Source organism: Microbacterium sp. F1-18, from assembly GCF_052921305.1.
In genome coordinates this window covers 65855-87921 of sequence record NZ_JBREVD010000005.1, presented here as the reverse complement: position 1 = coordinate 87921, position 22067 = coordinate 65855, and the positions used below count along the sequence as shown (strand labels likewise).

The window sequence follows — 22067 nt, the reverse complement described above, 5'->3', positions numbered from 1 at the left end:
GCACCCCGGGATCCACAGTTCGTGGCGAGTCGATGGGAGGAGGGCCGGGTCAGGCGGCGAAAGGGATCAGGCGGACGGTCTGGCCGGGACGCAGGTCGTCGACGATCCCGCGGTACGGCGCGGCGACCTCGCCGATGCGCGCCTGGCCCGCGTCGAGCGGACGATCGGTGCGCATGAGATGGACCTCGCCCCGGTACCGCCCATAGGCGTCGAGGTCGACCTGCAGGCTGCCGCGCTCACGCGAGTCCGCGTTGCGGGTGCGGGACGGACGTATGCCGCCGCGTGTCTCGTCCAGCCGGAACGCCGCCGCCGCATCCTCGACCCGCAACCGCCAGGGCCGCTCCAGCAGGACGGATGCCGCGGCGTCCAGCCCCACGACCGGGAGCGTCACCGTGCCCGTCGCCTCGAACTGCGCGATCCAGTCCGCGTGGTCATCGGCGACCACGCCCTCGGCGCAGACGACGACCGCCTCGGGAACGAGCCGCCGCAGCTGCACGTACGAACGCCACGCGTTGCGGTGCCGCTGCTCCTCGAGCGTCGGCAGCCCGAGGTGCAACGGCGCCCGCAGCTCGCCCTCGCCGGGGATGAACGCGAGAACCGGCATCCCCCGGTCGAGGAACAGCCGCGACTGCGTCACGAGGAACGACGCGGTCAGCCCGGTCTCGGGTCGCGGATAGAAGTTGTGCCATCCCCAGACGGGCAGTCCCGCCAACTCGTCGAGGAAGGCCGCGTCGACCGTGCTCGCGTTGACGGCGATCCGGCATCCCGACGCCTCGGCGACCCGACGGATCTCGTCGGCTCCGAAGCCGTAGTCGAGCCGCAGCGCCGTGATGCCCCGGCGTGACAGCCACCCCCATCCCTCGTCACCGGCGACGACGTGCTCGAGCGCGACGGGCGAGACGTCGGCGCAGAAGGTCACGCCATCGTCGTCGTGCGCCGCACGCAGCACCTCGCCGAAGGCGGCGAGTTCACCCGTGTCGACCATGTGCAGCGAGGTGAACAGCATCCGCTCGTCGCCGGAGCCGGCCGGCGCCGGGCGCGGTGCCGTCGCGAGCACCTGGTCGATGACGGCCCGCCGAGTGGCGGCGGCATCCGTGGGGTAGATCGAGAACAGCATGCGGACGCTCCTGTCTCAGCCGAGCCGCTCGACCATGTGCTCTTTGAACCCGAAGAACCAGGTCAAGACGAAGCCCATGATGTACGAGATCACGAGGCCGCCGACGTACCAGAGCCACGCGCCGTTGGTGATGACCGCAGTCATGAGCACGCCCGAGAGGCCCAGCGCCCCGGCACCGAATCCGCCGGAGGCCTGGATGCCGAAGGCGACGAAGGCGCCACCGAAGCCACCGCCGAGGCACGCGGTGATGAGCGGGTAGAACAGCGGCAGCGAGACGCCGTAGATGAGGGGTTCGCCGACGCCGAGCACACCGATCGGCAGGGCGGCGCGGATGATGTTCTTCAACCGGGTGCTCTTGGTCTTGAGGAAGATCGCGATCGCCATGCCGACCTCGCCGGCGCCGGCCATCGCGAGCACCGGAAGCAGCTCGGTGAAGCCGTGGTCGGTGATGAGCTGCGCGTGGATCGGCGTCAGGCCCTGATGGATGCCGAGCATGACGAGCGGCAGGAACAGCGACGACAGCAGGTATCCGCCGATGACGCCGCCGCGCTCGAGCGCGAAGTCGATGAGCAGCCAGTTGATGCCCTGCATGAGCAGACCCGAGATCGGCATGATCACGAAGATGCAGATGACGGCTCCGACGAGGAGCGTGACGACCGGGACGACGAAGAGGTCGGCCCAGGCCGGGACGCGCTTGCGGATCCACTTCTCGATCACGGTGAACAGCCACGCCGTCACCATGACGCCGATGATGCCACCGAGCGCCGGCTTCAGCTCGCCGAACAGCGGGAGCACGAGCGGCTGGGCAGGAGTGACCGTGCCGTCGGCGGCGGTCGTCGCGGCGATGCCGGCGAGCGCCGGGAGGTACGAGATGGCGCCGGCGATGAGGCCGAGCACCGGAGTGCCGCCGAACTCCTTCGCCGTGTTCAGTCCCACGATCAGGTTGAGCGAGGCGACGACGATCGTGCCGAGCGCAGCGAACACCAGGAACCACGGGTTGGCGGCGACGCCGGGGTCGATGAGCTTCCAGATGTTGCCGATCGCCACGACGAGTCCGCACGCGATGAACCCGGGGATGATGGGCACGAAGATGTTCGCGATGTGACGGAAGAGCCCGTGCACCCGCGAGGTATGCCGCGACTTCACCTTCTGCGTGTTCTCCTGCTGGAGCGTGCGCAGGTCGGTCACCGCGTCGACGGGCTCACCGCCGCCGGATGCCCGCGCGCCTGTGGCCCGGCTCCCCGCCGCGGCCGCCGCGATGTCGGCCACCTCGTCGTCGGGATCGTCGACGGGGGCCTCGGCGGGGGCATCGACGACCTCGGCGAAAGCGTCGCGCAGACGCTGCGCGTGACCGGGACCGACGACGACCTGCAGCTGCGGGCCGTCGACGACGCCCATCACGCCGGTCAGACGCCGGAGCGCCGCGACATCCGCCTTCGAGGGGTCGTGCAGGTTCAGCCGCAGGCGCGTCATGCAGTTGGTGTACGAGGCGATGTTTCGCGAGCCGCCGACGAGCGGCAGGATCTCCTCGCTGAGTTCGGGGTAATCCACGGTGATTCCTTCCGGCGGACGGGGTTCGGGTGTCGGGTGCTGGGGTATGTGCTGGTGGGGGCGCTGGGGTCAGTCTCGGCTGCGCACGGCCTCGCGCACGAAGCCCGCGCCCGCGCTGAGCCTCTCGCGCGCGGTCGCCGCGTCGACGTCGCAGAGGATGGCGACGATCGCCGTCTTGGCGTGGCCGTCGGCCTCGTCGAGGGCGCGGCGAGCAGTCGCTGCGTCGCATTCGGTCGCGGCCTGGACGATGCGGACGGCGCGGGCGACGAGCTTCTCGTTGCTCGGGCGCACGTCGACCATGAGGTTGCCGTAGACCTTGCCGAGACGCACCATCGTCGCCGTCGAGATCATGTTGAGCACGAGCTTCTGACTCGTGCCCGCCTTGAGCCGCGTCGAGCCCGTGAGCACCTCGGGGCCGTTGTCGATCTCGATCGCGACGTCGGCGTGGGCGCTGATCTCGGCGCTCGGGCTGCACGAGATCGCGACCGTCGCGGCGCCGACGCGGCGGGCCTCGTCGAGTCCGCCGAGCACGTACGGCGTGCGACCGGATGCCGCGATGCCGACGACGACGTCGCGCTCGGTGAGCCCGATGCCGGCCAGGTCGTCTGCGCCGAGCTCGCGGGAGTCCTCGGCGCCCTCGATCGCGCGGAACATCGCCTCGTGACCACCGGCGAGGAGGCCCACCACCTGCGCGGGGTCGGTACCGAACGTCGGCGGGCACTCGGCGGCATCCAGCACCCCGAGGCGGCCGCTCGTGCCGGCCCCCTGGTAGACGAGGCGTCCGCCGGACGAGAGCGCGGCGACCGCGAGGTCGACGGCTCGGGCGATCTCGGGAATGGCCGCCGAGACCGCGCCGGCCACGCCGGCATCCTCGTCGTTCATCACACGGAGGATCTCGTCGACGGACATCGCGTCGAGCTCGCCGGTGAGCGGGTTGGGCGTCTCGGTGGCGGGGGTGGGGTGCGCGGTGGTCACGGATGCTCCTCGTCGATGCGCGGCGGCGTGCGCGAGCGTGGCACGTTGTTTCACACAGAGTGCTCTTGGCGGCATCTTTTGTCAACATCTGTGGAAGACTGAACCGACTTCCCGAGGAGGCACATGGACGGCGACGTCCTCGAAGCGACCCGCGCGATCATCCCCCGTCTGCGCCCGGCCGAGGTGCAGGTGGCTCGCGCGGTTCTCGACGACCCCTCGTTCGCCGTGTCGGCGACCGTCACGACCCTCGCCGAACGCGCGTCGGTGTCACAGGCATCGGTCGTGCGCTTCGCGAAGAGCCTCGGCTTCGCCGGGTACCCCTCGTTCCGGGTCGAGCTCGCGCAAGAGGTGTCGCGCCGCGCGATGGAGCTCGAGCGCTCGAACATCGCCGAGGGCGAGCTGAACCCGTCGGACTCACCCGCCGAGATGGTCGCGAAGGTCGCATTCCACGAGGCGCGCACGATCGAGCAGACCGGGCGGATGCTCGACCTCGACGCCCTCGAGCGCATCGCCCACGCCATCGCCGGCAGCGAGCGGGTCGTCACCTTCGGCGTCGGCGCATCGGGCCTCGCCGCCGCCGACCTCGCCCAGAAGCTGCAGCGCATCGGCATCATGTGCCTGAGCTCCCACGACACGCACGTCCAGCTCGTGCACGCCGCCCTCGCAGACGCGCGCACCACGGCGATCGCGTTCTCGTTCAGCGGCGGCACGATCGACGTGCTGCGAGCCGTCGAGATCGCCTCCGACGCCGGAGCCTTCACGGTCGCGATCACCAACGACACCGAGTCGCCGCTCGCCGCCGCGGCATCCGCCACCCTGCGCACCCCGGCACGCGAGGCGACGCTGCGCGCCGCGGCACTCGCGAGCCGGATGGCGCAGCTCGCGGTCGCCGACTTCGTCTTCATCCGCGTCGCCCAGCTGCGCTACCCCGACCTCGATGCGGCGCTCAGCGCGACCCGCGCCGCCGTCGGCGCCCAGCACCTGAGGTGACCCACCCCGGTCGACTCGCCAGAAGGCGTGGGTCCAGGGGCACCGGCATCCACATCTTCTGGCGACTCGACGTATGAGCTGAGCAGGGACCGGGGTCAGGGGTGGAGGACGCCGTCGACGCGGCGGGGGATGTCGAGCGGGTTGGCCTCCTGAAGCGCGGCGGGCAGCAGCGCATCGGGCACGTTCTGGTACGCCACCGGCCGCAGGAACCGGGTGATCGCGGCGGTCCCGACCGACGTCGTCCCGACCGCGGTCGTCGCGGGGTACGGGCCTCCGTGCTGCTGCGCCCACGTCACCGAGACACCGGTCGGCCACTGGTTCCACAGCACCCGGCCGGCCTTCGTCGCGAGCACCGGAAGCAGCTCGCGGGCCACCGCATCGCCCTCTTCGGCGACGATCGTCGCCGTCAGCTGCCCCTCGAGCAGCTTCGCGACGGCCACGAGCTGGGCGTCGTCGTCGTACTCGGCGACGAGCGCCGCCGGGCCGAACATCTCCGACACCAGGGCATCGGGGTCTGCGATGACGGCCGCCGCGGTCGTCCGCAGCAGCGCCGGCGCCGGAGCGAGGTCGGCGTCGTCGCCCGATGCGGGCGTTCGGGTGAGCACCTCGACCCCGTCGTGCCCCGCGGCGGCATCCAGTGCCCGGCGGAAACCCGCGGCGATCGAGTCGTTCAGCAGCGGCGCGGGCTCGGGCAGCACGACCGAGGCGAGCGCGTCGATCACCCCTGAACCCGCGGGCACGAGCAGCAGCCCGGGCTTCGTGCACAGCTGCCCCGCGCTGCCGACGACGGAGGCGACGAACTGCTCGGCGATCTCCGCCGCCCGCGACTCGGCGGCTCCGCGCGAGACGAACGCGGGGTTCACGCTGCCGAGCTCGCCGTAGAACGGGATCGGCTCGGGCCGCGCCATCGCGATGTCGAACAGCGCACGCCCGCCGGCGATCGACCCGGTGAACGCGGCGGCGCGGACGTCGGGATGCCGCAGGGCATGCACCCCGGCATCCGTCCCGTGGATGACCGTGAAAACGCCCGCGGGCGCTCCCGCCGCCGCGAGGGCCGCGGTGACGATCTCGCCCGTCAGCTGCGACAGGTGCGGATGGCCCGGGTGGGCCTTCAGCACGACGGCGTTCCCCGCAGCGAGCGCGCTCGCGGTGTCGCCGCCGGCGACCGAGAACGCGAACGGGAAGTTGCTCGCGGCGAAGACGAGAACCGTGCCGATGCCCTCGAGCTGGCGACGGATGTCAGGGCGCGGCGCCCCCATCGGATAGTCGGCGACCGCGTGATCGATGCGCGCATCGAGCCAGGAACCCTCGGCGAGCACCTCGGCGAACAGGCGCAGCTGGAACGTCGTGCGCTTCAGCTCGCCCCGCAGCCGCGCCTCGGCGAGGTGCGTCTCGCGACCGGCGAGCAGCACCAGGTCGTCGGCGCGCGCGTCGAGCCTCTCGGCGACCGCCCGCAGCGCCTCGCCCCGGACGGCGATCGAGGCCGCACGCCAGGCCGATGACGCGTCGGCGGCGAGCCCGACGAACGCGTCGACCTCGGCGATCGGGGTATCGGCGACGGGCGTCGCGGTGGCGGGGGATGCTGCGGTGGTCATGAGCTTTCCTTCCGGGGAGACAGGTCTGCGGGGTCGGGGAGGTCTGCGAGCGCGGCGAGGTCTGCGACGCGGATGGGCGTGCCGATGGGCCGGCGGACGAGGGGCTCGACGTCGCCGGGCCGCCGGGGCCGGCCGGTCTCCTGCTCGACGAGGCACGAGAGCGCGAAGCCGCACACCCGCCCCTGGCACATGCCCATGCCCGGACGTGCGGTCACGCGCACATCCCGCGCGTCGTCGGCGGCGAGGTCGGTCACCGTGGCCCGCACGGCCGACAGCGGCACCTCCTCGCACCGGCAGACGAGGGTGTCGTCGCGCAGCCAGGTCGCCCACTCCTCGGGCACGGGGCTCGCCCGGTGCATCCCGACGGCGAAGCTCCGACCGCGCGCGATCCGGCGGCGCAGGCGTCGCGCCGTCGCGGTCGGCACCGCGAGCCCGGCGTCGACGGCGGCCGCGAGCCCGGCCAGCTCGCCCTCGGCGCACGACTGCACGGCGCCGCCGATGCCGGTCGCCTCGCCGGCGACGTACAAGCCGGGCACGCTCGTGCGCTGGTCGACGTCGACGACCGCGACGAGCGATCCGTCGACGTCGATGCGGGTCTCGGCCCCGGCGCCGACGACGAGCTCGATCTGCGGGGTGAAGCCCCAGCCGAAGGCGACGAGGTCGACGTCGAGGGTGCGCTGCGTGCCCGGTCGCACCCGCCCGGCGGCATCCACGCGCGCGATCGTCGCACCGGTCACGCGCCCCTCCCCCGTGACCTCCGTGACGACGGTGCGCGTGCGGAGCGGGATGCGTTCGCGCACGAAGGTCGTCGCGTAGCCGACGCCCTCGACGAGCTTGCCCGGTTCCTGCAGCGCTCGGAGCGGCGTGGCGGCCCAGCGCGAGAGCGCATTGGCCTCGCAGACGGCGACGACCTCGACTCCCGCCCGCGCGAGTCCCGCGGCGACGGAGAGCAGGAACGGCCCCGTGCCCGCGACGACGGCGCGGCGCCCGGCCGCCACCTGATTGGCCTTGAGCATCGCCTGCACGCCGCCCGCGGCCATGACGCCGGGCAGCGTCCACCCGGGCACCGGCAGCTGACGGTCGTAGGCGCCGGGTGCGAGGACCACCCGCTCGGCGCGGACCGTGCGGTCGGCCGCCGCCACCGCGTCCGCGCCGGCGACGGCCGTCGTCCGCAGCGAGAACCCGGAACCCGCCTCGCGGTCGATCCGCCACACCTGTCGCCCGGCCCGGTGGACGATGCCTCCGGAGCGGAGCTGACGGTGAAGCCGGTCGCGCAGTCCCCGGTAGTGCTCCCAATGATGGTGACCGGTGTGCTCGGGTTCGGTGAACGCGTCGAGGTGCCGTTCGTCGGGGTGGCGCCAGTACTGCCCGCCCGTCTGCATGCCCGCGTCGACGAGCACGACCCGCAGTCCGGTCTCGGCGGCGGCGACGGCGGCCGACAGCCCCGCCGGGCCGGCCCCGACGACGGCGAGGTCGACGTCGACAGCGCGGTTCTCGACGCTCACGACTCCGCCCCGTCCGGCGCGGGCAGCGGCAGGGGCGCGCCGGGGTCGTCGCTGCGGACCTCCTGCCCCGGCCGTGCGGGCGTGACGCAGGCACGCTGCGAGCGCTGCCCGTCGACGTTCAGCAGGCAGTCGTAGCAGACGCCGATGCCGCAGAAGAGCCCCCGAGGCTCGCCGCTTCCCCGTGTGGCCCGCCACGACACGACACCGGATGCCGCCAGCGCGCCGCCCACCGTCTGACCGGGGCGGAACGGTACCGAGACGCCGTCGAAGTCGAAGGCGTTCGCGCTCGTCATCTCCGCGCTCATGCCGCAACCCGCTCCGCGAAGCGCTCGGGCCGGAAGGCGTCGAGCGGAAGGTCCGTCGGTTCCCCGCAGAGCGCCTGCACGATGAGGGCCGCGGTGCCCACCGAGAGCCCGATGCCCGCGCCCTCGTGGCCGGCGGCATGCCAGAGCCCCGGGAGGCGCGCGTCGGGACCGATGACCGGCAGGTGGTCGGGGCAGTACGGCCGGAAGCCCGAGTACGTCCGCAGGATCTGCACGTCGGCGAGCACCGGGAACAGCTCGGCGCCTGCGCGCGCGACTCGCCCGACCGCCTCGGCCGAGAACGACGAGTCGAAGCCGACGCGTTCGCGGCTCGCACCCATGAGGATCGTGCCGCTCGGGGTGCCCTCCACGACGGACGAGACCTGGAGCCCCGCATCCGACGACGCGACGTTCTGCACGTACTCGGCGGCGTACACCTTGTGCCGCACCGTCACCGGGACCGGCTCGGTCACCAGCACGAAGCCCCGCCGCGGCAGGACGGGCAGCTCGAGGCCCGCGAGCGCGGCGATCTCGCCCGCCCAGGGACCGGCGCAGTTGACGACGACGCCCGCATCGATGACGCCGGCGCTCGAGTCGATGCCGATCGCGCGCCCGGCGCGGACGCGGATGCCGGTGACCGTCACGCCCGTCAGCAGCCGGGCTCCGCGGTCGCGGGCAAGCCGCAGCAGATGATGCGCGGCGAGCACGGGTTGCACCTGCGCGTCGTCCGGGTAGTAGACCCCGCCCGCCATAGCGGGGTTCAGGTAGGGCTCGATACCGTGCAGTGCCGCGATGTCGGGGACGTCGTCGGCTCGGATGCCGAGTGAGCGCTGGTGATCGGCGAGCGCGTCGAGGGCCGTCTTCCCTCCCTCGCTCGCCGCGACGACGAGTCCGCCCTTAGCCTCGAACTCCCACCGCGATGCGTGTTCGGCGAGCTCGCCGCGCCAGATGCGCTGCGAGTGGAGTGCGAGTTCGAGCTCGGGGCCGACCTCCTTGTCGGAGACCAGGAGGTTTCCCTCGCATCGGCTCGTCGTGCCGGCGGCGATCGTGCCCCGCTCGACGACCGTGACCGAGAACCCGGCTTCAGCCGCCGCGCGTGCGACGGCCGCGCCGACGATGCCCGCGCCGATGACCAGGACGTCGGGGTTCCCGACGCGATGCGTCACGTGCCGACACCGCCCCCCGCGACATCCGCGCGAGTCGGGGCCTCGCCCGACCAGTCGGTCAGGACGTGCTCGATGTGGCGGTGGACGAGGTCGCGCGCGCCCTCCGCGTCGCCCGCCTCGATCGCGTCGAGCATGAGATCGTGCTCGTGGGCGGAGGCGACGAGACGTCCCTGCTCGTGCAGGTTCGCCAGGCCGAACAGGCGCGTCTGCGAGCGGAGTCCCGCCACGAGATCGACGAGGCGGCCGTTGCCCGCGTACTGCAGCAGCGCCAGGTGGAAGTCGCTGTCGGCGGCGAGGTACTCGACGAGGTCGCCCGACTGCGCGCCGGCGACGATGTCGGCGGCCTTGCGGCGCAGCTCCGGCAGCGCCGAGGCCGGGATGAGCGGGGTCGCGCGCTCGACGGCGGGCGGCTCGAGCATGAGGCGCAGTTCGGTGACCTCGCGCAGGTCGCGTTCGGAGACCTCGGTGATCTGGAAGCCGCGGTTGGGGATCGTGATGACGAGCCCTTCGCGGGCGAGATCGAGCATCGCCTCGCGGATGGGCGTGGCCGAGACGCCGAACTGCTCACCGAGGCTGGGCGCGGAGTACACGCGCCCGGGCTGCAGCTCGCCGCTGATGACCGCGGCGCGGAGCGCGCGAGTGACGGTCGAGCGGATGCTGGGCTGCTTGTCCAGTCGTACCACGTTGCGGAACTCGGGCGTGCTCATGTCGTCTCCTCCGATGCGGACCCCCGCCGCATGACCTCCATGATCCCCTGCACGACGGCGAGGTCTTCCCAGGCCATGCCGACGCCCGTGTACACGGCGGGTGCTCCGGGCCGCCGCGACACGCGGCCCGCGACGAGCTCGACGAGGTTGGCGGGCTCGGCGAGGGATGCACCGCCGGCTGCCGCGCCCGCGAGGTTGCCGCTCTCGCGCGCGGCGGAGGCGCGGGCCTCGACGACGACGTCGGCGGCACGCATGAGGTCGGCTCCGACCTCTCGGTGGTCGAGTCCGTGTGCGCCGACGGCGGCGACGACGACACCCGGGGCGACGTCGTCCAGGTCGAGGACGGGCGTGCTCGACGACGTCGCGGTGACGACGACGTCCGCGTCGCGCGCATCCGCGAGCACCCCGGCCCGCGCGTCGATGCCTCGGCCCCGGAGGATCGCCACGGCGTCCTCGACCCGCTCGGGGGTGCGCCCGATGATCGCCACGTCGCCGACGGGCAGGACCGCGGCGAGCGTCGCGACGTGCTCGATCGCCTGCGGACCCGACCCGAGCACCGCGAGACGGTCGATCCGCCGCCGGGCGCCGCGCGGGTCGGCGGCGAGCAGACCGCGGACGGCGACAGCGGTGACGGCGGGCGTCCGCAGGGTCGTCAGGCGCGTGCCGTCGACGATCGCCGTGGGCTGGAGGGTCTCGCGGTCGAACAGCAGATACCAAGCGCTGATCTTCGGCAGCCCGAGCAGCGTGTTGGCCGGGGCGATCGTGGCGACCTTGATGCCGGCGGCATCCGGTGACTCCGACGGCATGAGCAGGAAGTCGCCCGCCGTCAGCGGCGCGAAGATCCGCTCGTGATCGGCCTCGACGTCGAGCCCCGATCGCAGGGCTGCGGCGACGGCATCGACCGCCGCCGCCGGGGTCATCGCGCGCTCGATGTCGGCCGCCGAGACGACGGGCACCCCGGCCGGCAGCGCGGTCACAGGACGAACCCCTCGGGGAACGGATCGCTCGGGTCGAGCATGTACTGGGCCGTGCCGGTGACCCACGCCCGGCCGGTGATCGTCGGGATGACCGCCGGGATGCCGGCGACCTCGGTCTGCTCGACGAGTCGACCCGTGAACGACGTGCCGATGTACGACTCGTTGACGAAGTCGGTGTGCAGCGCGAGCTCGCCGCGCGCGTGGAGCTGCGCCATGCGCGCGCTCGTGCCGGTGCCGCAGGGCGACCGGTCGAACCATCCCGGGTGGATCGCCATCGCGTGCCGCGAGTGCCGCGCGGTCGAGCCGGGCGCCTCGAGGTAGACGTGATGGCAGCCGCGGATGGTGGTGTCGATGGGATGCACGGGGTCGTCGGCCTCGTCGACGGCCGCCATGATCGCCAGTCCGGCTCGCAGCAGGTCGTCTTTGCGGGCACGGTCGAAGGGCAGGCCGAGGTCGTCGAGCCGGACGATCGCGTAGAAGTTCCCGCCGAAAGCGAGGTCGTAGGGCACCGGCCCGAAGCCCGGGACGTCGACCGTGCGCCCGAGGCCCACGACGAACGAGGGCACATTGCGGATGGTGACGCGCTCGGCGTGGCCGTCCACCACATCGACGTCGGCGACGACGAGTCCCGCGGGGGTGTCGAGCCGGATCGTCGTAACGGGCTCGACGACGGGAACCATGCCCGTCTCGACCAGCACCGTGGCGACCCCGATCGTGCCGTGGCCGCACATCGGCAGGCACCCCGACACCTCGATGTAGAGCACGCCGACGTCGGCGTCCGGCCGGGTGGGCGGCTGCAGGATCGCGCCGCTCATCGCGCTGTGCCCCCGCGGCTCGTTCATCAGCAGGCGTCGCAGACCGTCGTTCTCGGCCATGAACCGCTGCCGCCGCTCCTCCATCGTGGCGCCGGGCAGGGTGCCGACGCCGCCGACGATGACACGTGTCGGCATCCCCTCGGTGTGGGAGTCCACGGCGTGGAAGACGCGCTTCGTGCGCATGCGGAAGCCTTTCGATCGTCGGCGGCGGTGCTGTCAGCGGGACGGGGTGTCAGCGGGTCAGCGGTAGCCCTTGCTCAGCACGGCCTCGGTGTCGGCGATGATACGCGCGGCGGCCTCGTCGGGCAGCGCGAGTCGCGGCGGACGCGTCGTCGTGCTGGTCAGCACACCGGCGACCTGCTGCGACAGCTTGATCGCCTGCACGAACCAGGTCTTCGAGTCCCAGCGCAGCAGCGGGTGCAGGTCGCGGTAGATCTCGCGCGCCCGCACCCAGTCCTGCGGGTCGTCGGAGGTCGAGAGCGTGTAGAGCTCGACCGTCGCGGCGGGGATCGCATTGGGGTAGCCGGCCACCCAGCCCACCGCGCCGTTGAGTCCGAGCTCGAACACGACGTCGTCCGAGCCGATCGAGATGTCGAGGCCCGGAGCGAGCTCTCGGATCTCGTAGGCGTGGCGGACGTCGCCCGAGAACTCCTTGACCGAGACGATGAGCCCCTCGTCGAACAGGCGGGCGAGCAGGTCGGGACGCAAGTCGACCTTCGTGTCGATCGGGTTGTTGTACGCGAGGATCGGCAGGCCCACGGCTGCGACCCGACGGTAGTGGTCGACGACCTCGTCGTCGCTCGCACGGTAGGCGTTGGGGGGCAGCAGCATGACGGCGGGTGCGCCGTTCTCGGCGGCGTGCTCGGCGAACCGGACGCTCTCGAGAGCACCGTAGGCCCCGACGCCCGGAATGACAGCGGCATCGGGAGCCGCCTCGATCGCGGTGAGGAAGACGCGCTTGCGCTCATCCTCGGTGAGGGTCTGGTACTCGCCGAGGGAGCCGTTGGGGATGATGCCCGTCACGCCGTTCTGCGTCGTGAAGCGCACGAGCTCGGCATAGGCGTCGTAGTCGACGGACAGGTCGTCGTGGAAGGGCAGGGTGGTCGCGAGGTTGACGCCGTGCCAGGGCTTGCGGTCGGTCATGAGTCGTTCTCCGATCTGGCGATGTCAGGCGCCGATGTCAGTGCAATTGCAATGGTATCTATTTTCGGGGCGGGCGGAAGAGTGAGTCGGTGACGGGTCTCCTCATTGCCGGCGCGGTCGGTCGCGGCGAACTCGATCACCTGCTCGCGATCGGTGAGGGCACGGACGAAGGCCTCCTGGAACGTCGCCCAGAAGGTCCCCTCCCCTGACCACCGGATGCCGTCGACCCCCGACACGTCGTCGGTGGCGAGCAAGGTGATCTCGACGGCGGCGCCGAGCTCTTTCACCCGCGCCTCGCTGCGCGGCGCGGCGGTGTCGATGGCGAGCTCGCGCCGGACGATGCTCGACCGCCCGTCCGCGTCGATCGCGTGGGCCTCGACGAGGACCGTTCCCTCGCGCTCGATGACGACGGGGCCGTCGACAGCCCGCCACGGCCCGTCGCCCACACGCAGCTCGAGGCGCAGCTCGTGGCCGGGATCTCGCCCGGCGGCATCCGACACCCGCGCCTCGACGGTCGGTGGGGTGGTGAACCAGCCCGAGGCCGCCGGCGCGGGCGAGACCGCGATGTCGACGGTCGGCGGCATGACGGCATCCGGCGCCGCGGCGGTCGCGGCGAGGAACTCCCGCGCCCGACGCGCGGCGTCCGGCCGCCCCGTCGACCCGCCCTCGGCGTCGACGCCCGCATCGAGGCCGGCCTCGAGCGCGGCAGCGACGACGGTGCGAGCCTCCGACGCGCTCACGAGGGAATCCGTCATGCCGGTGCGGCACGTCGAGACGAGGCGGTCGAGCAGCGCGGCGTCGTGCTGCGGCGCCGGCTCGGCCCACAGGTCGTCGATCAGCGTCGTGCCGTCGGGTCGGCGCCGCGCCGGCACCCCCGTCTCGACGCCCGCGAAACCGACCGTCCGATCGACCGCACGCGTGTACAGGTGGTACCGCTCGTCCGAGCCGTTCCAGACCGGTTCGTGGCGAAGCCCCGCGATCAGCACCGCGCCGTCCGCGGCGAGCGCCCCGGGAACGTCGTCGACATCGGCGCGGATCGCGTTCGGCGGCATCCGGCGCGCATCCCACGGCCGCTCGATCGCCGTCGTCGACGCTTCGCGAGCGACGAGCACGTGCGGCCCGTACCTCAGGCTGCGCAGCCCCGGATCGTCGATCGTCGGCTCGGAACGGAGCGCCGCAGGCAGCGTCAGCTCGATGCGCTCGTCGCCCCGCCAGGTCCGGTCGACCGTGACGAAGCCGCCCGGCACCGCGTCGAGATCGACAGGATGACCGTCGACGGCGACACCGGGGACGCCGGCGACCCATGCCGGGATGCGCAGACGCAGCGCCAGCCGCACGGGACGGGCGGCCACCGTCTGCACCCGCAGAGTCACGTGTTGCGCGAAGGGGTGCTCCTGGTCGATGACGACCCGCACCCCCTGGTCGTCCCAGCGGAGCTCAGCGGGTGTGTACCGGGCGACCCACAGGCCCGGCTCGGCGTCGGTGCCGCGGAAGAAGATCCCGGCCTGATGGCTGACGTGGTTCTCGAGCCCGGTCCCGCCGCAGCACGTGCCCACGTTGTCGTACTCGGGCAGTGCTCCGGGGTGCACCGGGAACATGTACGTCACCTCGGGGCTGTCGTCGGATTCGGTCGCGCGCCGCGAGCCGAGGATCTGGTTCTGCCGCGCGCGCTCGGCGTAGTCGAGGAACCGCGGCTCGAGCGTGTGGGCGAACAGCGCCTCGGCGAGCTTGACGAGGTTGTAGGCCGCGCAGGTCTCGGCGTTGCGCCGGCCGATGTCGCCGGCGACGGTGCGCGGCGGGCCCCACAGCTCGTTCTCGCCCGTGCCGCCGTGCGCGTACATGCGCCCCGGGACGATCTGGTCGAACACCCCGATCGCGGCGGCGAGGTAGCGGCGCTCGCCCGTCAGTTCGTATTCGCGCACGTAGCCGACGAGCTGGGGCAGGTGCTGATTGGCGTGCATCCCGTCGAGGATGTCGCGCCCCGACGAACCCGCATCGAGCAGATCGCCCTGATCGAATGCTCGCGCCGCAGCGAGGAAGCGCGGCTCGTCGACGAGGGCGCTGAGGCGCGCGAGCGTCTCGTTCATGCCGCCGAACTCACCCGCGATGTAGAGCGACCACATGCGCTGACGATGCTCGTGATCGAGCTTCTCGAGCCGCGCCGAGATCCAGTGCCCCATGCCCGTGACGACCTCGAGGGCGCGGTCGCTCCCGGCCAGCTCGTACGCGTCGAGCAGACCCGCCATGATCTTGTGACACGTGTAGTAGGGCGCCCAGATCTCGCCGTACGGGGCGAAGTGCTCGAGGCGGGCGAACTGCCACTCTCCCGACGCGAAGAGAAGACCGGGGTGCGAGTATCGGCCGGTCGCGGCGAGCGCCTGCTGCACCTCCGCGAGGCCGCCCACCAGCTCGTCGACCCGCGAGCGCAGCTCGTCGTCGTCTTCCGCTGCGGCCGCCAGCGCGAGCATCGACAGGAAATGACCCGCGTAATGCCCGCGCAGCAGGTTCGCGGTCTGCGCCACCTCGCGCCCCGGGTAGTCGTGCTCACCCCACGGCTCCTCGGCCGGATGCCCCAGGCCCTCCCAGGCGCCGGGCGGCTCGGCGCCGCGGGTGTCGAGCCCCGCGGCGGCGCGGAAGACCGCGAGGAGCCGGTCGATCGGGTAGACCCGGGCGAGATGCAGCATCCGGTCGCGTGCCGGGGCGAACGCGCTCGCGTGCCCGAGGCGCACCGCACCGGGCGGGAACGGCACCGCGCGGGGTGCGGTCTCCGTCATCGTTCGCCCGTCCACTGTGCACGCGTCCACGCCTCGACCTCATCGGCCGAGATCGGCAGGGCCGCGGACAGCACTTCCGACCCTGCGTCGGTGACGAGCACGTCGTCTTCGAGGCGCACGCCGATGCCGCGCAGCTCGGGCGGGAGGGTCAGGTCGTGGGCGTGGAAGTAGAGCCCCGGTTCGACGGTCATGACGACGCCCGGCTCGAGCGCGGCGCCCATGTAGTCCTCGTAGTGCGCTTGGCTGCAGTCGTGCACGTCGAGCCCGAGGTGGTGGCCGATGCCGCACGCGAGGTATCGCCGATGCTGCTGCCCCTCGGGCGACAGCGCCTCGTCGACCGAGACCGGCAGCAGCCCCCAATCGTGCAGCCCCCGGGCGACGACCTCCATCGCCGCGAAGTGGAAGTCGAGGTACTCGACACCGGGCCGGATGCGATCGAGGCCGGCGCGGTGAGCCCTCTCGACGAGGTCGTGCACGTCGCGCTGAGCCTGTGAGAACGTGCCGCTGGCGGGAACCGTGCGGGTGACGTCGGCGGTGTAGAGCGAACGCGCCTCGACTCCCATGTCGAGCAGGAGCGCCGCATCCGGAACGATGTCGCCGTCGCACCGCACCCAGTGCAGGATCGGCGCGTGGGCGCCCGACCCGACGATCGTGGAATAGCCGGGTCCGTTGCCGTAGGTGCGCGCGTGCCGGTCGAACGTCCCCTGCAGCCACCGTTCGCCGAGGCCGTCGGCGATGGCTCGCGGCACCTCGGCCACGACCGCGCCGAACCCGGCGACCGTGGCGTCGACGGCCTCGCGGAGCTGCCCGATCTCCCAGGCGTCCTTCACCATGCGCAGGCGCGCGAGCGCGCGTTCCACCTCGGGCGACACCTCCGCGCCCACCTCGGCGGCGAGCGCTGCCGCGGAGCGTGCGGCGGCGGCGCCTCGCAGCTCGGGGTGACGCCGTTCGAGCGCGGCGAGCGGCTCGACGGTCATTCCCAACGCATCGGCCCACTCCGGCAGACCCGCCGACGGGCCGACCCAGAGCTCGCCGTGGTTGGCATCCGAGAAGAAGCCGGCGTCGCCCGGGCGGAACGGCGGGGGCAGGTACAGGACGGCGTCGTGCCCTCCGCTCGCGGGCCACAGGACGATGACGGCGCCCTCGACCTGGCACGCCGTCAGCCAGACGAACCCGCTGTCGGCGCGGAAGCCGTAGTGCGCGTCATCGTTGCGGACGGGAGCGTGCCCGGCAGCCGCGACGATCACCTGACCGGGAAGCGCGGCGCTGAGGCGATCGCGATGAGCGGATGCCGCGGCTGCGGCGCCCGCGGGCAGCTGCGGCCGGGTGGGGACGTCCGCCCAGTCGCGCGAGACGAACTCGGTGAACGCCGGCACCTGCGCCAGGCGCGGGTATCGCGTGCCGGCATAGGGCGGACGGGTGGTGTCTGGAGCGGTCATCGCTTCTCTCCTCCGCGGTCTCGGACCAGCTCGCGCAGTCGCGTGAAGGTGCGACCCGAGCCGATGCCGTCGTGCTCGAACTCGTTCGTCACCCACGACTGCGCGTTGCCGACGCGCGCGAGCGTCTCGAGCTGCAGCCCCGCGTCGACGTACATGTCGTCGAAGTACACCGCGGCGGCCAGCGGGACGTCGTTCGCGGCGAGCCGGTCGAGGTCGTAGAGCGGCGTCCAGTCGGCGCGTTCGGCGAGCGCGTGGACGGCGTCGCGGAAGCCGCGCAGCAGGCGCACCTCGTCGAACATCCAGGGGAAGGCCATCTCGCCCGTGAACATCAGGGGACGGCGGCTCTCGTCGAAGACGGGACGACGGTCGCGCTCGGTCTGCGCCGCCCATGCCGTCGGTCCGCTGGCGGGATCGCCGTAGATCGATTCCTGCAGAGTCCAGAACAGCGGGTTGCCGGCGCTCGAGCTGAGCGACTGCACGTCGGCCAGGAACGCCTCCGACAGCCGCCCCGGGCGGGCGAACGCCTTCTCGACGAGCCAGTGCAGGCGCTCGTGGCCGGGCTTCATCCCGAGGTCGATCCCGAGAGACTGGAACCGGCGGACGGTCAGCACGTCGCCGTCCGGAAGCGCGACGTCGCCCTCGGCGAGCCGGTCGGCGATGCGCGCGATCGCCTCGACGTCGGCGGGGAACCGCCGGTACATCTCCGCGGTCTTCGCCGCGACGCGGTCGAAGGTGCGGGCGTAGACCTCGGCGGCCCGCGGTGGGGTGCCGGGGATGCCGCCGCAGACATAACAGGCTGTCAGCGCCTCGGGCGCCATCGACAGGTAGGTGAGCGTCAGGAAGCCGCCGTAGCTCTGCCCGAGCGTGGCCCATCGCCGGCCCCCGTACAGCGTCTCGCGCACGTGCTCGAGATCGCGGACGATGGAGTCGGCCCGGTGGAGGGCCAGGAGGTCCGCGCCGGCGGCGGCGTCGAGACCCGCCACATCGACCCCCTCGAGAGGCGTGCTGCCCCCGGTGCCGCGCTGGTCGACGAGCACCACGCGATAGTCGCGCAGCGCCTCGTCGATCCACCCGTCGCGGCGCAGCGGCCGGGGGTTCGCCCCGCCGGGGCCGCCCTGCAGGAACGCGAGCAGCGGCAGCTCGTCGCGCGCCCGGTCGGGATCGACGAGCTCGCGCACGAGGAGCTCGATCGTTCCCGCGGCCGCCGTTCCGGCGCTCCAGTCCAGGGGAACCCCGATGCGACGCTCCGCGACGCGGATGCCGGGCAGGTGGTACTCGTTCGTCATGACGCCTCCGTCTGGGGATCAGCGGCCGCGCGGGCCCGGCGAGCCTTCTCGGCGGCGCGCCGTCGGCGGTCCCACTCGGGGTTGATGCGGGGCACCGCCGCGAGCAGCGTGCGGGTGTACTCGTGCTGAGGGCTCTCGAAGACGCGGTCGCGCTCGCCCGTCTCCACGATGGAGCCGCGGCTCATCACGGCGATGCGCGTGGCGATCTGCCGGACGACGGCGAGGTCGTGCGCGATGAACAGGTAGGCGAAGCCCTCGTCGCGTTGCAGGGCGGTCAGCAGATTGATGACCTGCGCCTGCACCGAGACGTCCAGAGCCGACACCGCCTCGTCGCAGATGACCATCTTCGGGCCGACGGCGAGCGCCCGGGCGATCCCGATGCGCTGCGCCTGACCTCCCGAGAACTGCGCCGGGTAACGGTCGGAGTGATCGGGGTTGAGCCCGACCCGCTCCATGAGCGAACGGGTGAACGCGCGCGCTCCCCCGGGGATCTTCCGGTTCTGATACCGCAGGGGGGCCGTCACGAGTCGCTCGACGGTGTGCTTCGGATTGAGCGACGAGTACGGGTCCTGGAAGATCACCTGCACGTCGCTGCGGAATGCGAGGAGGTCGCGCCCCTGCAACCGGGTGACATCCCGTCCCTCGAACTCGATCGTCCCCGCCGTGGTGTCCATGAGGCGCGCGATCAGTCGTGCGGCGGTCGACTTGCCCGACCCCGACTCGCCCACGAGGGCGAGGGTCTCACCCCGCCGGATGTCGAGGTCGACGCCGTCGACGGCGCGGAACCGACTGCTGCGCGAGAACATGGTCGCCCCCGGGCTCGCGAACTCCTTCACGAGGCCCGTCGCACGACACAGCGGTGCGGTCTGATCGGTCATGCCGTCTCCCCCTCGATCTCGCTCTCCGGCACGATCGCGATGTCGGTCGTGCGCAGCTCGCCGATCGCGTCGTCGATGCGGGGCACCGCGTCGAGCAGCCGCCGCGTGTACTCCTCCTGGGGGTCGCTGAAGACCCCTTCGACGCTGCCCCGCTCGATCATGCGACCGGCTCGCATGACGACGATCTGCTCGGTCACTTCGCTCACGACCGCGAGATCGTGCGTGATGAGGATGAGCCCCGCGCCGGTGTCGCGGCGGATCTCGGCCAGCAGATCGAGGATCTGCGCCTGCACCGTGACGTCGAGGGCCGTGGTCGGCTCGTCGGCGATGATGAGCTCGGGCTCCATGCTCAGCGCCATCGCGATCATGATGCGCTGCCGCATCCCGCCCGAGAACTGGTGCGGGTAGTGGTCGACGCGCTTCGCGGCATCCCGGATGTGCACCCGCTCCATCGCCTCGATCGCGACCCGTCGCGCCTCGCGGCGCGAGACGCCCGACCGGTGCGACCGATACGCCTCGGCGATCTGCGTGCCGACGGTGTAGTACGGGTTGAGCGACGACAGGGGGTCCTGGAAGATCATCGCGATGCGATCGCCGCGGACCTGACGCATCTCCCGTGCGGGAAGGGTGAGCAGATCGCGGCCGTCGAAGTCGACCGTGCCGGTGGCCGTGCCGCCCTTGGGCAGCAGCCCCATGATCGCGAGGCTCGTCATCGACTTGCCCGACCCCGACTCGCCGACGATGCCGAGGGCACCGCCTCGCGGCACCGAGAAGCTCAGGCCGTCGACGACGCGGACGGCGCCGCCGGCGGTGCGGAACTGCACGGTCAGGTCGTCGACCCGCAGGAGGTCGTCCGTCATCGGCATCCTTTCGCCGCTCATGCTTTCGCCGCCGTCCGCACGCGCGGGTCGATCGCCGCGTAGAGCAGGTCGACGACGAGGTTTCCGACGATGACGAAGAAGGCCGACAGCAGCGTCACCGCCATGATGACCGGCTGGTCGTTCGACGAGATCGAGTCGGCGGTGAGCTTTCCCACCCCGTTGATGCCGAACACGGTCTCGGTGATCACGGCGCCTCCCAGGAGGCCCGCGACATCCATGCCGAAGATCGTCACGATCGGGGTCAGCGCCGGACGCAGCGCGTGGCGACGCCACACCAGGCTCGGCCGCAAGCCCTTCGCGTGCGCGGTGCGCACGAAGTTCTCCTGCAGGGTGTCGATGACGTTCGCCCGCGTCAGGCGCGTGTAGACGGCGGCGTACCCGACCGCCAGGACGATCCACGGCATGAGGAAGTTCAGGAACCACTGCACCGGGTCGTCGGCGAAGGGCACGGCCTGCGGGAACGGCAGCCACGCGAGCGAGACGACGAGGACGAACTGCAGCGCGAGGGCGAGCACGTAGTTCGGGATCGACATCGACCCGAGCGTCAGCCCGGCGATGAACCGATCGGTGAACCGCCCCTCCCGCACCGCGCTGAGGACACCGCCGACGACACCGCCCACGAGCCAGAGCACCGCGGCACCGATCGCGATCGTCGCCGAGATCGGCAGGCGCTGCACGATCATGTCTCCGACGAGCTGCCCCGTCTGGAAGGAGTAGCCGAGGCACGGGGCGCCGCACACGACGGTCGCCCCCGCGATCTCGTACTCGCGGCCGGCGAACAGACCCGACAGGTACGTGAAGAACTGCGTGAGGAAGGGCTGATCGAGGCCGAGGTTCGCGCGGATCTGGTCGATGCGCTCGGGCGTGCAGTTCTTGCCGCAGATCTGCACCGCAGGATCGGGCGAGAGCACGAAGAAGATCACGAACGTGAACAGCGTCACGAGGAACAGCACGACGACCATGCCGGTCGCGCGCGAGAGGACGAAACGGGTCACGCGCGCACCTCCGCGCTGCCGACGAGCGCGCGGATGCGGTCGCCGAGGGTCGTGAACGACAGCACGAGCAGGAACAGGAAGGCGCCCGGGATGAGGAAGTACATCGGGTCGACCGCGTACCAGGGGGCCGCGGAAGCGATCATCTGGCCCCAGCTGGGGGTGGGAGGCACGACGCCGACACCCAGGAACGACAGTCCCGCCTCGGTGCCGACGTAGCCGGGAACGGCGAGTGTCGCCATCACGATGATGGTCGATGAGAGGTTCGGCAGGATCTCGCGGAAGATGATCTGCACGCTCGAGGCCCCCGATGCGCGGGCGGACTCGACGAACTCCCGCTCCTTCAGCGAGAGCGTCTGCGACCGCACGATGCGCGCGAGGTAGGGCCAGCCGAACAACGAGATCACGACGACCAGCAGCAGCACGCGGTTGTCCGCCGGCAGCGCCGACAGGATCGCGATCATGAAGATGAGGGCGGGGAAAGCCATGAGGAACTCCATGACCCGCGAGATGACCGTGTCGATCCAGCCGCCGAGGTAGCCCGCGAGCATCCCGAGCACGACACCGAGCACGGTGGTCAGCAGCGTCGCCGAGAGGGCGACGGTCATCGACACCTGGGCGCCGTAGACGATGCGGGCGAAGATGTCGCGTCCGTTGCCGGGCTCGACGCCGAACCAGTGCTCGGCGCTGATGCCGCCGAGCGGACCGATCGGGATCGCACCCATGTTCGGGTCGATGGCGCTCTGGTCGAACTGGTACGGCGACCAGCCGCTGATCTGCACGATGAGCGGCGCGAACACCGCCATGAGCAGCACGAGCACGATGTAGGCCAGCGACAGCATCGCGGGCACATCGGCGAGGAAGCCTCTGAGGAGTTTCCGGCCGGACGCCGGACGGGATTCCACTGTCTCGTCGAGAGTGGAATCACCGCCCGGCGTGGCCTCGACCTCGAGGGGGGCCGAGCTGAAGGTCAT

General features: G+C 71.9%; 19 protein-coding genes. 1 reads left to right on the top strand and 18 read right to left on the bottom strand.

Going from position 1 to position 22067, the window contains the following annotated elements:
• Nucleotides 1-49 precede the first annotated feature (49 nt).
• The 3 genes from ACU6RU_RS13980 to murQ all read right to left on the bottom strand — a co-directional run bounded on the left by ACU6RU_RS13980 (nt 50) and on the right by murQ (nt 3643).
• Nucleotides 50-1117 (bottom strand): MupG family TIM beta-alpha barrel fold protein, encoded by a 1068-nt coding sequence (locus ACU6RU_RS13980; protein ID WP_289330385.1) that lies wholly within the window; start codon nt 1115-1117, stop codon nt 50-52.
• Nucleotides 1118-1132: 15 nt separating this feature from the next.
• Nucleotides 1133-2668 (bottom strand): PTS transporter subunit EIIC, encoded by a 1536-nt coding sequence (locus ACU6RU_RS13975; protein WP_289330386.1) that lies wholly within the window; start codon nt 2666-2668, stop codon nt 1133-1135.
• 69 nt (nt 2669-2737) lie between these two features.
• Complete coding sequence (murQ, locus tag ACU6RU_RS13970) at nt 2738-3643, bottom strand: N-acetylmuramic acid 6-phosphate etherase (protein ID WP_446726840.1); 906 nt, start codon at nt 3641-3643, stop codon at nt 2738-2740.
• A 123-nt stretch (nt 3644-3766) separates the two neighbouring features.
• Between murQ and ACU6RU_RS13965 the strand changes: the two genes are divergently transcribed.
• Nucleotides 3767-4633, top strand: a complete 867-nt coding sequence (locus tag ACU6RU_RS13965) for a MurR/RpiR family transcriptional regulator (RefSeq protein ID WP_289330388.1) — start codon at nt 3767-3769, stop codon at nt 4631-4633.
• Between the two features lie 95 nt (nt 4634-4728).
• Here ACU6RU_RS13965 and ACU6RU_RS13960 read toward each other — a convergent pair whose 3' ends face one another.
• From ACU6RU_RS13960 to ACU6RU_RS13890, 15 genes are read right to left on the bottom strand one after another with little or no spacing between them, the layout of a single operon-like run.
• The gene (locus ACU6RU_RS13960) at nt 4729-6228 is read right to left on the bottom strand and encodes an aldehyde dehydrogenase (NADP(+)) (protein ID WP_446726839.1); all 1500 of its coding nucleotides are present in this window, start codon (nt 6226-6228) and stop codon (nt 4729-4731) included.
• Entirely contained in the window at nt 6225-7733 is a 1509-nt protein-coding gene (locus tag ACU6RU_RS13955; protein WP_289330390.1) for an FAD-dependent oxidoreductase, read from the bottom strand. The genes ACU6RU_RS13960 and ACU6RU_RS13955 overlap by 4 nt, the downstream gene beginning before the upstream one ends.
• Nucleotides 7730-8038 carry a (2Fe-2S)-binding protein gene (locus ACU6RU_RS13950; protein WP_289330391.1) on the bottom strand — a complete coding sequence of 103 codons (309 nt, stop codon included), beginning with the start codon at nt 8036-8038 and terminating at the stop codon, nt 7730-7732. Before ACU6RU_RS13950 ends, ACU6RU_RS13955 begins: the two co-directional genes overlap by 4 nt.
• Nucleotides 8035-9201, bottom strand: a complete 1167-nt coding sequence (locus tag ACU6RU_RS13945; RefSeq protein ID WP_446726838.1) for an NAD(P)/FAD-dependent oxidoreductase — start codon at nt 9199-9201, stop codon at nt 8035-8037. Before ACU6RU_RS13945 ends, ACU6RU_RS13950 begins: the two co-directional genes overlap by 4 nt.
• Complete coding sequence (locus ACU6RU_RS13940) at nt 9198-9908, bottom strand: GntR family transcriptional regulator (RefSeq protein WP_289330393.1); 711 nt, start codon at nt 9906-9908, stop codon at nt 9198-9200. Before ACU6RU_RS13940 ends, ACU6RU_RS13945 begins: the two co-directional genes overlap by 4 nt.
• Nucleotides 9905-10885 carry an ornithine cyclodeaminase family protein gene (locus tag ACU6RU_RS13935; protein WP_446726837.1) on the bottom strand — a complete coding sequence of 327 codons (981 nt, stop codon included), beginning with the start codon at nt 10883-10885 and terminating at the stop codon, nt 9905-9907. The genes ACU6RU_RS13940 and ACU6RU_RS13935 overlap by 4 nt, the downstream gene beginning before the upstream one ends.
• Nucleotides 10882-11883: a proline racemase family protein gene (locus tag ACU6RU_RS13930; RefSeq protein ID WP_446726836.1), complete on the bottom strand. Its 1002-nt coding sequence runs from the start codon at nt 11881-11883 to the stop codon at nt 10882-10884. Before ACU6RU_RS13930 ends, ACU6RU_RS13935 begins: the two co-directional genes overlap by 4 nt.
• A 57-nt stretch (nt 11884-11940) precedes the next feature.
• Nucleotides 11941-12843 carry a dihydrodipicolinate synthase family protein gene (locus tag ACU6RU_RS13925; protein WP_446726835.1) on the bottom strand — a complete coding sequence of 301 codons (903 nt, stop codon included), beginning with the start codon at nt 12841-12843 and terminating at the stop codon, nt 11941-11943.
• Nucleotides 12840-15617, bottom strand: a complete 2778-nt coding sequence (locus ACU6RU_RS13920; RefSeq protein WP_446726834.1) for a beta-L-arabinofuranosidase domain-containing protein — start codon at nt 15615-15617, stop codon at nt 12840-12842. Before ACU6RU_RS13920 ends, ACU6RU_RS13925 begins: the two co-directional genes overlap by 4 nt.
• On the bottom strand, nt 15614-17056 hold the full coding sequence (locus ACU6RU_RS13915) for an aminopeptidase P family protein (protein ID WP_446726833.1): 1443 nt from the start codon (nt 17054-17056) through the stop codon (nt 15614-15616). The genes ACU6RU_RS13920 and ACU6RU_RS13915 overlap by 4 nt, the downstream gene beginning before the upstream one ends.
• On the bottom strand, nt 17053-18342 hold the full coding sequence (locus ACU6RU_RS13910; protein ID WP_446726832.1) for an alpha/beta fold hydrolase: 1290 nt from the start codon (nt 18340-18342) through the stop codon (nt 17053-17055). Before ACU6RU_RS13910 ends, ACU6RU_RS13915 begins: the two co-directional genes overlap by 4 nt.
• Entirely contained in the window at nt 18339-19220 is an 882-nt protein-coding gene (locus tag ACU6RU_RS13905; RefSeq protein ID WP_446726831.1) for an ATP-binding cassette domain-containing protein, read from the bottom strand. The genes ACU6RU_RS13910 and ACU6RU_RS13905 overlap by 4 nt, the downstream gene beginning before the upstream one ends.
• Nucleotides 19217-20080: an ABC transporter ATP-binding protein gene (locus ACU6RU_RS13900; RefSeq protein WP_446726830.1), complete on the bottom strand. Its 864-nt coding sequence runs from the start codon at nt 20078-20080 to the stop codon at nt 19217-19219. Before ACU6RU_RS13900 ends, ACU6RU_RS13905 begins: the two co-directional genes overlap by 4 nt.
• A gap of 17 nt (nt 20081-20097) precedes the next feature.
• Entirely contained in the window at nt 20098-21096 is a 999-nt protein-coding gene (locus tag ACU6RU_RS13895) for an ABC transporter permease (RefSeq protein ID WP_289330399.1), read from the bottom strand.
• A complete protein-coding gene (locus ACU6RU_RS13890) occupies nt 21093-22067 on the bottom strand; it encodes an ABC transporter permease (protein WP_120264075.1) in 975 nt (324 codons plus the stop codon). The genes ACU6RU_RS13895 and ACU6RU_RS13890 overlap by 4 nt, the downstream gene beginning before the upstream one ends.

Coding starts and splice junctions, on each gene's coding strand:
- ACU6RU_RS13915 (WP_446726833.1), bottom strand. CDS start 17,056: ATGACCGCTCCAGACACCACCCGTCCGCCCTATGCCGGCACGCGATAC.
- ACU6RU_RS13960 (WP_446726839.1), bottom strand. CDS start 6,228: ATGACCACCGCAGCATCCCCCGCCACCGCGACGCCCGTCGCCGATACC.
- ACU6RU_RS13950 (WP_289330391.1), bottom strand. CDS start 8,038: ATGAGCGCGGAGATGACGAGCGCGAACGCCTTCGACTTCGACGGCGTC.
- ACU6RU_RS13930 (WP_446726836.1), bottom strand. CDS start 11,883: ATGCGCACGAAGCGCGTCTTCCACGCCGTGGACTCCCACACCGAGGGG.
- ACU6RU_RS13890 (WP_120264075.1), bottom strand. CDS start 22,067: ATGACCTTCAGCTCGGCCCCCCTCGAGGTCGAGGCCACGCCGGGCGGT.
- ACU6RU_RS13900 (WP_446726830.1), bottom strand. CDS start 20,080: ATGACGGACGACCTCCTGCGGGTCGACGACCTGACCGTGCAGTTCCGC.
- ACU6RU_RS13920 (WP_446726834.1), bottom strand. CDS start 15,617: ATGACGGAGACCGCACCCCGCGCGGTGCCGTTCCCGCCCGGTGCGGTG.
- ACU6RU_RS13925 (WP_446726835.1), bottom strand. CDS start 12,843: ATGACCGACCGCAAGCCCTGGCACGGCGTCAACCTCGCGACCACCCTG.
- ACU6RU_RS13910 (WP_446726832.1), bottom strand. CDS start 18,342: ATGACGAACGAGTACCACCTGCCCGGCATCCGCGTCGCGGAGCGTCGC.
- ACU6RU_RS13905 (WP_446726831.1), bottom strand. CDS start 19,220: ATGACCGATCAGACCGCACCGCTGTGTCGTGCGACGGGCCTCGTGAAG.
- ACU6RU_RS13980 (WP_289330385.1), bottom strand. CDS start 1,117: ATGCTGTTCTCGATCTACCCCACGGATGCCGCCGCCACTCGGCGGGCC.
- ACU6RU_RS13940 (WP_289330393.1), bottom strand. CDS start 9,908: ATGAGCACGCCCGAGTTCCGCAACGTGGTACGACTGGACAAGCAGCCC.
- ACU6RU_RS13965 (WP_289330388.1), top strand. CDS start 3,767: ATGGACGGCGACGTCCTCGAAGCGACCCGCGCGATCATCCCCCGTCTG.